Annotated in this window: 8 protein-coding genes; all 8 read right to left on the reverse strand. The window is 41.9% G+C overall.

Going from position 1 to position 12,622, the window contains the following annotated elements; genetic code table 11:
• Positions 1 to 213: 213 nt before the first annotated feature.
• The 8 genes from ffh to ACFSUO_RS05275 all read right to left on the reverse strand — a co-directional run bounded on the left by ffh (position 214) and on the right by ACFSUO_RS05275 (position 12,596).
• On the reverse strand, positions 214 to 1,557 hold the full coding sequence (ffh, locus tag ACFSUO_RS05240) for a signal recognition particle protein (protein WP_382391790.1): 1,344 nt from the start codon (positions 1,555 to 1,557) through the stop codon (positions 214 to 216).
• Positions 1,558 to 1,570: 13 nt separating this feature from the next.
• On the reverse strand, positions 1,571 to 1,888 hold the full coding sequence (locus tag ACFSUO_RS05245) for a putative DNA-binding protein (protein WP_382391792.1): 318 nt from the start codon (positions 1,886 to 1,888) through the stop codon (positions 1,571 to 1,573).
• A 72-nt stretch (positions 1,889 to 1,960) separates the two neighbouring features.
• Positions 1,961 to 2,962 (reverse strand): signal recognition particle-docking protein FtsY, encoded by a 1,002-nt coding sequence (ftsY, locus tag ACFSUO_RS05250; RefSeq protein ID WP_382391794.1) that lies wholly within the window; start codon positions 2,960 to 2,962, stop codon positions 1,961 to 1,963.
• A 14-nt stretch (positions 2,963 to 2,976) separates the two neighbouring features.
• Positions 2,977 to 6,543, reverse strand: a complete 3,567-nt coding sequence (smc, locus tag ACFSUO_RS05255) for a chromosome segregation protein SMC (protein WP_382391796.1) — start codon at positions 6,541 to 6,543, stop codon at positions 2,977 to 2,979.
• Positions 6,544 to 7,086: 543 nt separating this feature from the next.
• Positions 7,087 to 8,382 carry a S8 family peptidase gene (locus tag ACFSUO_RS05260; RefSeq protein WP_382391798.1) on the reverse strand — a complete coding sequence of 432 codons (1,296 nt, stop codon included), beginning with the start codon at positions 8,380 to 8,382 and terminating at the stop codon, positions 7,087 to 7,089.
• Between the two features lie 1,516 nt (positions 8,383 to 9,898).
• Positions 9,899 to 10,909 carry a DUF3231 family protein gene (locus ACFSUO_RS05265; protein ID WP_382391800.1) on the reverse strand — a complete coding sequence of 337 codons (1,011 nt, stop codon included), beginning with the start codon at positions 10,907 to 10,909 and terminating at the stop codon, positions 9,899 to 9,901.
• 454 nt (positions 10,910 to 11,363) lie between these two features.
• Positions 11,364 to 11,690, reverse strand: coding sequence for a hypothetical protein (locus ACFSUO_RS05270; RefSeq protein WP_382391802.1), 327 nt, complete (start codon positions 11,688 to 11,690; stop codon positions 11,364 to 11,366).
• 414 nt (positions 11,691 to 12,104) lie between these two features.
• On the reverse strand, positions 12,105 to 12,596 hold the full coding sequence (locus ACFSUO_RS05275; protein WP_382391804.1) for a hypothetical protein: 492 nt from the start codon (positions 12,594 to 12,596) through the stop codon (positions 12,105 to 12,107).
• Between the last annotated feature and the right edge of the window lie 26 nt (positions 12,597 to 12,622).

Raw genomic sequence — 12,622 nt, forward strand, 5'->3', positions numbered from 1 at the left:
ACAGATAGACCAAAGCCTGTAAAGTGTTTTTCCATTACAGGTTTCACTAATTTCACTTGATGGTTCTTTTCGATTATATTTTGCTTTCTGAACACCGCAGCCCGAATACACTTCGCTTTCCGCAGGTGACCGGTGAGCTGCTCGTACCTCGCTGCGGGGTCTCACTTCGGGCACTATTCCCGCGGATTTCAACTGCTAAAGTCAAGATCAGACTTACATAAAAGGCAAGTTCATTCCTTTGCCTTTTTTCCCTTTTTGTCCGCCTGTCATCTGTTTCATCATTTTCTTCATTTCACTAAACTGTTTCAATAGCCTGTTCACCTGGGCTACGGAGGTCCCGGAGCCTTTAGCAATCCGTTTCTTCCGGCTTGCGTTCATGATGCTCGGATCCTGCCGCTCGTCCTTCGTCATCGACTGAATAATTGCCTCTACATAAACGAGCTGTTTCTCGTCAATTTGTGCATTTTTCAGCCCTTTCATCTTGTTGGCACCTGGAATCATGCTCATTATGTCTTCCAGCGGCCCCATGTTTTTCACTTGCCCCATCTGTTCCAGAAAATCATCAAATGTGAATGACGCTGTGCGCATTTTTTCCTGCAGTTCTTTTGCCTGCTTTTCGCTGACATTCGTCTCCGCTTTTTCAATCAGGCTTAAAACATCACCCATGCCGAGAATACGTGATGCCATGCCTTCCGGGTGAAACGGTTCAAGCTGGTCCAGTTTTTCACCCATACCGGCGAATTTAATCGGCTTTCCGGTGACAGCTCGAATGGAAAGGGCTGCACCTCCGCGTGTGTCGCCATCAAGTTTCGTCAGGACGACACCGGAGATCTCCAGCTGTTCATTAAAGCTTTCCGCTACATTGACGGCATCCTGACCGGTCATGGAATCAACAACAAGGAAAATCTCTTCCGGACTGACTGCTACTTTAATCTGCTGCAATTCATCCATCAGATCTTCATCCACATGCAGCCGTCCTGCCGTGTCAATGATAACATAGTCATTATTCTGTTCTTTCGCCTGCTCCAGTGCTTCTTTAGCTATATCAACCGGGTTCGCATCGGTTCCCCTCGAAAAAACAGGCATTCCCAGCTGCTGTCCGACCGTTTCCAGCTGATCAATTGCTGCCGGGCGATAGACGTCTGCGGCAACCAAAAGAGGCGAACGATTGTGCTTTTTTCGCAAGTGGTTGGCCAGTTTGCCGGAAGTAGTTGTCTTTCCGGCACCCTGCAGACCGGCCATCATGATAACAGTCGGCGGACGGTCGGCTGTGGCTATCTTGCTCTGTTCGCCGCCCATCAGTTCGGATAATTCTTCTTTAACCACTTTAATAACCTGCTGTCCGGGGGTTAAGCTTTCCATCACTTCCTGCCCGACAGCACGCTCTTTTATACGCTTGATCAAGTCTTTGACCACTTTAAAGTTAACATCGGCTTCCAGAAGCGCAAGACGGACTTCACGCGTCATCTCTTTGACATCTTGCTCTGAAACTTTTCCTTTGCCGGTGATTTTTTTCATCGTGCTCTGCAGCCGGTCGGCCAATCCTTCAAATGCCATGGAAGGTGTCCCCCTACTCTAATTCTTTTAGCTGATGGATTAAGGCTTTCATTTCACTGTCCTGGGCAGCTTCATCCATCCTGTCCAAAATCGTCGTGCGTTTTTGGAATTTATCATATAGTCCCAGTTTAGTTTCATAGGCTTCAAGCATCTTTTCCGTCCGGCGGATATTATCATATACAGCCTGGCGCGAAACTTGCAATAACTCGGAGATTTCACCAAGCGAATAGTCCTCACGAAAATACATATCCATATAACTGCGCTGTTTAGGGGTTAATAGGGATTGATAAAAATCAAACAAGTAATTAATTCGTGTTGTTTTTGCGAGCAATCTAAAACACCCCTTGTCATATACGTCATCTGTCCATTGTTAAGTGAAATCCCTTTACAAAAAAGTTTATCATCATTCTTCCCCATCTTCAAGCAGATCCGCAAACAATCCATAAACAAATGCATGGGCATCAAACGGCTCGAGATCATCCGCTTTTTCACCTAAACCGACGAACTTGACAGGGATTTCCAGTTCGTTGCGGATGGCCAGAACAATTCCACCTTTTGCTGTTCCATCAAGTTTCGTAAGGACGATGCCGGATACGTCTGTCGCTTCTGAAAATGTTTTTGCCTGATTTAAGGCATTCTGGCCGGTCGTCGCATCCAGTACGAGCAGCACATCATGTGGTGCACCGGGCACTTCCCGTTCTATCACCCGTTTGACTTTGGCCAGTTCATTCATTAAATTTACTTTATTTTGCAATCTTCCAGCCGTGTCACAGATCAGCACATCGGCATTCCGTGATTTAGCTGCTTTAATCCCATCGAAAATGACCGCAGCAGGATCACTGCCTTCACCCTGCTTAATCACGTCCACACCGGTCCGTTCGCCCCAGACATCAAGCTGTTCAATAGCACCAGCGCGGAATGTGTCGCCTGCTACCAGCATCACGTTTTTTCCTTCCAGTTTTAATTGATGCGCAAGCTTGCCGATCGAGGTCGTTTTCCCGACGCCATTCACCCCAACAACGAGAATGACCGACAATTCTCCTTCTTGCAGATTCAGTTTCTCCACTTCTTCGTCATCATCACCATAATAAATGTCTACTAGCTTTTCCGATATGACATCTTTGATTTCTGATGAATCTTTGATGTTTTGCCGCTTCACTTCCATTTTCAGCTCATCAATCAGATCCATCACTGTATTAACCCCGACATCCGCCGCAATGAGCACTTCTTCCAGTTCTTCAAAAAAGTCCTCGTCCACTTTGCGGTAGCGGGCAATCAGGTCATTAATTTTCCCCGAAAAGGAATTGCGCGTTTTTTCCATACCTTTTTTATATTTTTTCGAGACGTCTTCTGTTTCTTCTTCATTCTGCTTGAATTTATTTTTCAATTTATCCATGAATCCCATGAAACGAATCCCTCCTATGCATTGATAAGTTCTTCTGTTTCTTCCAGCCGGACCGATACGAGACGGGAGACACCGGACTCCTGCATTGTAACTCCATACAGGACGTCTGATTCTTCCATTGTCCCTTTACGGTGCGTGATGACGATAAATTGTGTGTGGTCGCTGTATGCTTTCAAATACTTGGCAAACCGAACAACATTTGCTTCATCAAGGGCTGCTTCCACCTCGTCCAGTACACAAAACGGCACCGGACGGACACGCAGTATGGCAAACAGTAACGCAATCGCTGTCAAGGCCCGTTCACCACCGGAAAGCAGTCCAAGGTGCTGGAGCTTCTTGCCAGGTGGCTGGGCGATAATGTCCACACCAGTATCAAGCAAATTATTCGGATCGGTCAGTTTCAGCTCTGCTTTGCCACCACCAAATAATTGTTTGAAAACAACAGCAAACTCTTCTTTAATTTGCCCGAATGTGTCACCAAAGCGTTTCTCCATTTCCTCATCCATTTCAGCGATAACCGAATGCAATGTCTGCTTCGCTTCGACGAGGTCGTTCTGCTGTTTGGATAAAAAGTCATACCGTTCAGAAATACGGTCATACTCATCAATTGCGCCAAGGTTCACGGTTCCAAGCTGATCGATGGCTTGCTTAATCTGCTCCACCACTGATTGGGTTTCTTGAATATCGTCTGTTTTTTCATAGTCTTGTGTCGCCTTTTCAAATGTCATTGTGTATTCGGTCTGCAGCTTGTTCAGGCGGTTCTCCAGTTCGACATCAAGCCGGTTCGCCTTCACTTCTTTTTCCTGAATGGCTTCTTTCCTAGCCTGATGGCTCCGATTTTCTTCTTTCAGTTCACGCTCCTGGTCCTGCAAAAGCTGGGTCCGCTCGGAACGATTGCCTCGCATCTTCTGGATTTCCGCTGTGATGTTTTCTTTATCTGTTTTCGCCGCAGAAATACTGGCATCTATTTCTTCTTCGGTTTCGTCTGTATTTTGCACGTCCAATAATTCGTTCAGGTCATTCGCATGAATCTCATATTGTTCGCGATAATCATCGAGCTGTGTCTGTAAGCTGGTCGTTTTCTCCTGCTGGTTTTTCAGGCGTTCTTCCTGTTCTGCCAGTTCCACCCGTGCTTTCTGACAGTCTTCTTTCAGCTGCTCCTGGTTTTCCTGGAATGCTGTTTCCTGTTCAGATAGCTGATCGATTTCCTTTTGTGTGGCAGTCAGCTGCTCCGAAATTGTTTCCAGCTCTTTTGACAGTTGGGCTTCACGGGTTTCCAAATCCCGCGTGTCCTGATCAAATTGCTGCTTATCCTGATCATAAAGCTGAAGATTATCATGCAACGATGCTAATTTCATCTCCGCCTCTTTATAGGATGCACGGATTTCCTGGAGTTTTTCCTGTTCGCCAGCTATTTGTTCCTCTTCCGTGGCGAGCAATTGTTCCAGCTGGGTGATCTCCCGCTTTTGCTTGTCCACCTGCTCTTCAAACGCATTTGCTTTCTGCTGGAATTGCTCCAGTTTTTCGGTTACTTCCTGCAGATCTTTTTCCCTCGTGAAGAGTGATTGCTTCGATTTTTTCTGGGCACCGCCCGACATGGATCCGCCCGGATTGACGACATCCCCTTCCAGTGTGACAACCCGGTGTTTACGTTTAACGAGCCCGGCAATGTCATTTGCATCTTTCAGTGTTTTCGCCACAAGGACATGGCCCATTAAATGAGTAACTGCTTTCTGAAAGTTCGGGGATGCTGACACTAACTCACCAGCAACCCCGACAAAACCAGGATGTTCTGCTGCTTTTGCCAGCATATCTTTCGGAATAAATCGTGCTTGAATCGAACTAAGCGGCAAAAAGGTAGCACGGCCGCTGTTCGTCTTTTTCAGCCAGCTGATGGCACTGCGCGCTGCCTGATCGTCGCTTACCACAACGTGTTGTGCCTGACCGCCCAGTACCGTTTCAATTGCCGTAATGTATTGCTTCGGTACGTCGATAAGTTCGATAACAGCCCCGTGAATGCCGTCCAGTTTATTTTCCTCACGTGCTTTCAGGACCGCTTTTACTCCGTGGAAAAATCCTTGAAAATCCTCTTTCATATCTTCGAGCATTTCTTTTTTTGACTTCAATTTTTCAATATATTGATAGCCTTGATGCAGCTTTGTCTGCGCCTCCTGAAAGGTATTGCGTTTTTGACTCAAATCTTCCTTTATCTGTTGGACGGCCCGGGATTTTGTCTGGTATGTCTCTTCCTGTTCCGTATAGTCTGCCTTCAGCTTTTCCGTTTTCGCGGTGAGTTCTTTCCGTTCCTCCAGCAAATCCTGGAATTTCACTTTCTGTTTTTCTTTTTTGCCGGAGAGCTGACCAAGCTGCTGCTGAATGGATTGCTTTTCATTGCGTTTGGCCGCCTGATCATTCAAGTACTCAATGTAGTCCGACTTCAATTCCTCGATGCGTTCTGCAATGTTTTGCCGGTCTGTCGTCAGTTTTGCTTCCAGGTCTTCTACTTTTGCTTTTGTTTCGTTACGGTTTACCCGCAAGGATTTCAGTTTTTGATTCTCTTCACTAAGCTCATGTTCAAGCATTTCCATGCGCTCGGCCGTTTCTTTCTTTTGTGCCTCAAGCTTATCCTTGTTTTCGGCAAAATGCTTCGTCCGTTCGTTAAACAGCTGTTTTTTTCCTTCATATTGCTCCAGCTGCTGCGTTGTCGACAGCAGCTTTGCCTGCAGCTGTTCAATTTCTTCATCAAGCTTCTGAAGTTTCTGGCGCTCATCCTCAAGCTCGGCTTCTTTTTTCTGAATGGCCGTTTTCTGGTTCAGTTCATCGTTCTTTTCTTTGTCCAATTCATCCAGCAGTCCCTGCCACTGTTCATGAAGCTGCTCAATTTCTGTAATGAGCAGTGAAATTTCATGTTGTTTCAGCTGTTCCTTTTTATCCAGGTAGGCTCGTGCGGTTTTCGCCTGTTCCTCAAGCGGTTCAATCTGCTGTTCGATTTCATAAATGATATCTTCCACACGATTCAAGTTTTCTTGTGTTTCCTCTAATTTATACTCAGCCTTCTTCTTCCGCTGCTTGTATTTCAAAACACCGGCAGCCTCTTCAAAAATGGTCCGCCGTTCGTCTGCTTTGGAACTTAAAATTTCCTCGACTTTTCCCTGACTGATAATCGAGAATGCTTCACGTCCAAGTCCTGAATCCATAAATAAATCAACGATATCCTTCAGGCGGCAGGACTGTTTATTAATATAAAACTCGCTCTCACCGGAACGATAGACACGTCTGGTGACACTGACTTCCTCATAGTCAAGCGGAAGTGTCTTGTCACTGTTGTCCAGTACCAGCGTAACCTCTGCAACATTCAGTGCTCGTCTGGTGTCACTGCCCTGGAAAATGACATCTTCCATTTTCGAACCGCGCAATGACCGGGCCGACTGTTCTCCAAGCACCCATCTGATTGCATCGGTAATATTACTTTTTCCGCTTCCATTCGGGCCAACCACTGCGGTTACACCCGGAACAAAATCCACACCGATCCGTTCCGCAAATGACTTGAACCCGACACTTTCCAATCGTTTCAAATACATAACTATTCTCCTATTTTCGATACAAAATATGTACGAAAACCTATTTGGCATTTTAACGCATTTATTTTATCATAAAGATAATTATCTAGCACATCTGAATTTGTATCTTCTTGTAATCAACATTGATTTAAAGGCATTTTGACGATATATATAAACTTTAGATACGTGAGTCTGTACTGGTTTATAAATATTTGAAGGTCAAAAACATGGTCAAAAAAAATGTCATTCCCTGTTAAGTTTCGGAGGGTTGCAACAATTTATATATGACAACCGAATATGAAACTAGAATTCCACACCCGCAAATTAACAAGACTGACAGACTCACCTTTAAAATGATAATTAGCAATTCCGATAGTACAGTTATATTAAACAAATAACCCCGTACCAGTAAATCGATACGGGGTTCATCTTTAATTTTCGGATACTTTGTCGAGCTCTTCTGAGCCCCTAACTGTTATACTACCAAAACTAGCTAACTTTACATCATACCGCCCGTAAGATGAGAGTGTGTAGCATCTTTAATGGCGAATGCTAAAAGAATCATCACTTTACTGCCACTTTATTACGGGAATATTCCTTTGCCATCTTAACTGCATCGGATGCAACAATAAAGCCCCAATAGTCATTTAACAGCGGATATGCTGTTGCATTTAGGATACTTTTAACGTCATTTGGGCTAAGTGCCGGATTTGCTTCAAGCATCAATGCAATCACCCCTGCGCAAATGGGAGTTGCCATCGATGTACCTGATAACTGCAAATAATTTTCATCAACAATTTGCTCAGGTCTTTGTTTCTCGATAGTTGAACCCGGTGCAAGAAGCGAAATAATATCCGTTCCCGGTGCATATAAATCCGGTTTGATTAAGGAATCGATGGTCGGGCCCCTGCTGGAATAATCAGCTATTACATCATCTGCACGTGTTTCTGTATTTTGATCGGAAGCTGCTCCTACAGTAATAATGAACGGATTAACAGCGGGGGTATTGATTGTTTTTGGCTTTGGTCCGTCATTTCCTGCTGCTGCGCACACAATGATTCCCTGGTGCCAGGCGCTCTGGACTGCTTGGGAAAGCGGATCATCACGATATGAATCATAGGCCTTAGCCCCTAAGGAAAGAGATATAATACGGATGTTATATTCTTCCTTATGTTTAATACACCATGCGATGCCCTTCAGCATTGCTGACAATCTGCCGCCTCCATTCTTATCCAGAACCTTCACCCCAATTAACGAAGCCCCGGACGCAGGACCAGTATATTTTCCATCGGACATTAAGCCATTCCCTGCGGCATCTCCTGCACAATGTGTTCCATGTCCATTATCATCATATGGTTCATTTTTGTCATTAACGAAATCTTTAAAAGCGACAATCCTATTTGTATCTTTTGTGAGGTCTTGGTGTGGATAAATTCCTGTATCAACAACAGCTATGTGAATACCTTTTCCAGTAAGTCCAAGCTGCTCTTGGATAGCACGTGCGCCAATTTCTTTTGTGGCAATATCAAGAAAGGCATTAATCTCGCGATCATAAAATATACGGTTGACCGCCTTATAATCTTTGATCTTTCGGATCATATCTGACGTTAGATGGCCGCAAACGGCATTTTCATCAAAACCGAGGTCGCTGTCAATACTATTATTGTCCATTTGGCAAGCATGGATGACGTCATCTTTCTGATCTTTTTCCACATCATTAGAAAAATAGACAATTACAGGAATACTTGTATCGCTTGTAGTATGAAGGGTTTTTTTTCGTTCCTCCTGTAGCTTTTCCACTAATGCCGGGTCGAGTTTTTTGCCACATTCCTCAAACCACACTCTATTTCGGTTACGCATTACGGTTCCCTCCTCTTTTTCCACCATTGTATATTTTCCTAACCAACCTTTAATCAAACAAGCACAAAAGCATACTAAATTTTGTTTAAAACAAAACATACCGTCGATTAAACCAACAACTTCTACAAATAAGTTTTATTATGCTTTATATCACCTTCCAATTTAATTTCACCCTTTTTAGTAGAGTATTAGTGTACTCAGCTCATTCAGCATTTATTTATATAGTAACACAAATTATTTTAAATAGATATAATATTCAAACTAAAGGTCGTGCCATTGCGTTACAGCTTATTTTTATTAACAAGGCACCGCGAATCGATTCGATCACTTTCATTTTACCAGTTTCTTATGAATGCTATCTGTCACTTTTTCTTCATTGGAGCCAATCTCCCATTGGGTTATATATTTATCGGGTTTTTTCAACACATAATTAATCATAGTTATTCAAGGTATATTTCTGAACTAATCAAAAACACAAGTTGGGCGGCAAGCCTTATTCAGGGTAAGATCCGGTAATAGAAGACTGTTCATAAGGTATTTGTACATAAGGGGATAAGAAGAACATTTTAAAAAGTTGATCAAAATGTTATGTATTCCCTTGTCAAGACATAAAAGTCATTTTAAAATAAAACCACCCTCTGCAACAGTCCAAATAATAAAATCAATCTGCAACGTGTTGCTCAAAGCCCAGCCTACCACAAACCTTGAACTAAAAATAAATAAAAATTCAGTCAACTAATTATCCATATTTCTTTTCTTTTTAAAAAAAGTAGGGTATAATCCTAGAGGATGGTCATATAATGAAAACCGTAGGCATTGTATGCCTACGGTACAATAGACCAGACCCCAACAAGGGGTGGCGCATGAGGGTAAATAGCCCCCTTTCGCCCGCCAAGCATATGAGGGGTTATTTGATATTGTCGGACATGATAAACGCTATCAACATACCGAAAGAAATCATCAGCGTCAACACGTTTGCTATGTCCACTGGCGTCACCTCCCTTCTTGGAAGGGACACCCCTCATACAAGGCTAGTCTATTGTTAAACACATTTTAACACATACTAATGCTTTATTAAGCAATTTTTGGAAATTGTATATAAATAGACAGTCTTCGATATTTTGCGCAACAAATACCGGCAAAATATAAAGTCAATCCTCAAGTGTAAAACGTCTAAAGAACGTGTTACTATAAAAAGAAAATAAGAGAAATACCCCCATTTTTATGTAGGTATTTCTCTTATTTCATTGTTGTTATTGTACCGCGAAGGCTTCTTAATATGTTAATATCGCCAGAATCCAATGAATAAGCTTATTTATTTACACAAGCAATAACAAAAATCCCATGCGGCTTCCCTTCTTCTCGTTACGATTATAATCTGGCATTACGATTATTGGTCAAAATCTCACTGGACAAGCGAAACCGATTCACGCGCAAAGTTATTAGATTAATGCACACCCGATAATGGATGACTAACATGCTGTTGTTTCCATAAAGATTTTAATCCTAATTACAGTTACTGCTTCTTGGCTAACTCATCCCTATCCAATGCTCTTGGTGGTTCCTCCATCCATCCATTTTTAATCATAAGTTTAGCCCCCTCATCAGCATACTTAAGTATTTCAGCTACTAGCCTGCTATACTGTACAGCCAAATCTCTCCTCGGACTCATTGCCATACTTGAACCGTAATAACCAACACTTAAGTCAATTAAAGCTGTGCAGTAAAAAGTCATGAGCTTATCAGAGAATGTGTAAGTAATTGAGTCTGTCACCTCTGTATCGAATGTCATAGGAACAGGAATATCATCCTCTCTCATAATTGAGCCAAATATCTCACAATGCTTTTGGGAAATTTCTTTGCCCTTTACAAGAAACTTTCTTACCTCTTTTGATTTTGCAACCTGACTAAACCCAATCATAGTGGCTATACCTAGAGCATTCCTTTGAAAGTTATTATAGAGATTCGCAATTTCTGTCCCAACTAAAGGCCTTCTTTCACCGAAATAACCTGTAAGGAAACTCTGACTTTTTACAAAATCATAATTCTCAGGTGTTGGGAGGTTTGGTGACCTGATATAGAGTCCTTTGGCTAATAAGAGTTCCTTTACTTCTCTAAGATGTTTAGTTAACTGTGAAATACATTCATTAAAGTAACTATAAACATCTGCCCTCACAGATGAAGACAAACTGATACTGTAGCCTTGCAAGGCAACTTGTGCCCCTTCGTGAAGGTAATTCAAAACATATGTATCAGTAAATAATCTGGGAGCATTTACATCTACATCCTCATCCATTTTAAATCCATATGGGATAGGATAATTTTCTTTATTAAAAATCTCAGTTAATGTTTTTAAATTCCCTTGAGTTATATCAACAGCCTGTTGGATAAGTGGTCTAATTTCCTCATCTTTTACTTTACTTAGAAATTGGTTTAATTGACATATTAATGCTGAGTCATTCATGTATGCTGTCCAAAGCTGTGTGATCTCTGCTGATGTTAATTTAACATTCTTTTCATGCTCCATTTGGGTTCCCTCCAGTAACTAATTTATGGTACTTTAGGAATCCCCGTTTTCACTTTGTATATGCACTCCATTTCTTATTTTGTTCGACAGTCGTTTACAATAGGTAAGCTTTTGACGTTATTTCCAGCTTTTCCTCTGCTCCACACGGCTCATACAGGTTTCCCCGCACTCCGCGTTCCATCTAACAAAATATACTAAGTATAAGTTCCTCGTCACTTCATCTTAAGATTTTCAAATCGTTTCAAGCTCACATATCGCACGGAAACGATTGACTTTTATTATCATGTCTCCGGTAAGCTGAACCCCTTAAGGGCCAGCCATCCCCCTGATTATTCACCATCAGGACTTTATTCTGCTCACAAATAAGTCCATATGCCACATCAACCCTAATCATTTTCTCATCCCTCGCTGTTTCTTAACTATTTTTCTTTAACAAAATTTGACATAGCCTTTCTTACGCAATCAGGCCCAATTGAGGTGCAGCCCTTATTGATTTTTTACGCTCACTATTTGCCTCGAACAAGCATAAAAAGGAAATTATAACCAGAGCAAATGTTGATGCAGTTCCAGTTAATATTATGTTTCTATTTAACTCTCCAGACAGCCTCGCCCAACTTTCAACATTAAGTACAACTACTAAACCAATAAATGCAAATAAAATGGAGGCGATAAGCCATTCGAGGAATTTATTCATACCACAAAACCTCCCATCTATTCTGTTTTTGCAAATCAGTTCTTCCGGAGCCGCCCCCCCTATATTAGCCGACTGATTGATATGCATACCTTTAAACTAGCTCATACTAAATTTCAGTCATTTCCGTGGTCAATTTTGCTTACCTTATCCAAACAAACAATTGAAACAACCTATAAAATTTTCACTGTATAGAGTTTATTTCGTTTTATCTCAAAATTTCTAGGGTTTAAACAACGATTCTTAAAAATGCTAATTTATGGATTACTGTATAATAAATGTTATGTTAGCACGTAAATGTTCGGCGTATCGAAAAGGGGGGGGTTGGGTCCTAGACATGTTAACATTCTATAAGAAGATGCAACGTTACCGCTGAAATCGCTTTCTGGTACAGCTGGTTTGATCAATTATCTTAAGGTCGTTAAATAGCGCATAATTGTTTTTAAGTTTCAGGGGAAAATATTCAATATTATTTTGTTTAGAAAACCTACGAAAGACGGTTGATTAAGTATTTCCCCCCTCCTCCTTTAACGCTGCGATGAGGTCATCTATATTTTCAACAGGGCCAACTGGCGGTCCTTGTAGGTCGGCCTGAAACAGCTTAGCAGATCCTGAAGAAGGTAAGTGACTGTGAGCATCAATAAAACCCTGTAACATGACTTTATTATTTAAATTAATGGTTTCAGTCTGACGTCCTTTCAACTTGCTAATTTCTTTATTTGTCCCAACTGAAATAATTTTACCATCCTTGACAGCCACAGCTTCAGCTATAGACGAATCTGAATCCATTGTGATAATTTTTCCATTATAGTAAACGCTATCAGGAGCAATAGGATCAAGCTTTTTAGGGAGAGTTCCCGAAGAAAAACCTACCCAACCCAACATTAAGACTAAAGAAAGTATAAACATTTTTCTTACGCTTAAAAGATTCCTAACCTTATATGCTTCAGCGAAAGTGAACGCTGCCCTTTCCACCTTTGTGTTTGGTTCAAACATGGCTCAATTGGTGTATCAACTATTTA

It is taken from the genome of Lentibacillus juripiscarius (assembly GCF_042685205.1).
GTDB lineage: Bacteria > Bacillota > Bacilli > Bacillales > Amphibacillaceae > Lentibacillus > Lentibacillus juripiscarius.

Excerpts from the sequence above, each read along its gene's own strand:
- ftsY (WP_382391794.1), bottom strand. The coding sequence starts at position 2,962 with ATGGGATTCATGGATAAATTGAAAAATAAATTCAAGCAGAATGAAGAA.
- ffh (WP_382391790.1), bottom strand. The coding sequence starts at position 1,557 with ATGGCATTTGAAGGATTGGCCGACCGGCTGCAGAGCACGATGAAAAAA.
- ACFSUO_RS05270 (WP_382391802.1), bottom strand. The coding sequence starts at position 11,690 with ATGCATATCAATCAGTCGGCTAATATAGGGGGGGCGGCTCCGGAAGAA.
- ACFSUO_RS05275 (WP_382391804.1), bottom strand. The coding sequence starts at position 12,596 with ATGTTTGAACCAAACACAAAGGTGGAAAGGGCAGCGTTCACTTTCGCT.
- ACFSUO_RS05260 (WP_382391798.1), bottom strand. The coding sequence starts at position 8,382 with ATGCGTAACCGAAATAGAGTGTGGTTTGAGGAATGTGGCAAAAAACTC.
- ACFSUO_RS05265 (WP_382391800.1), bottom strand. The coding sequence starts at position 10,909 with ATGGAGCATGAAAAGAATGTTAAATTAACATCAGCAGAGATCACACAG.
- smc (WP_382391796.1), bottom strand. The coding sequence starts at position 6,543 with ATGTATTTGAAACGATTGGAAAGTGTCGGGTTCAAGTCATTTGCGGAA.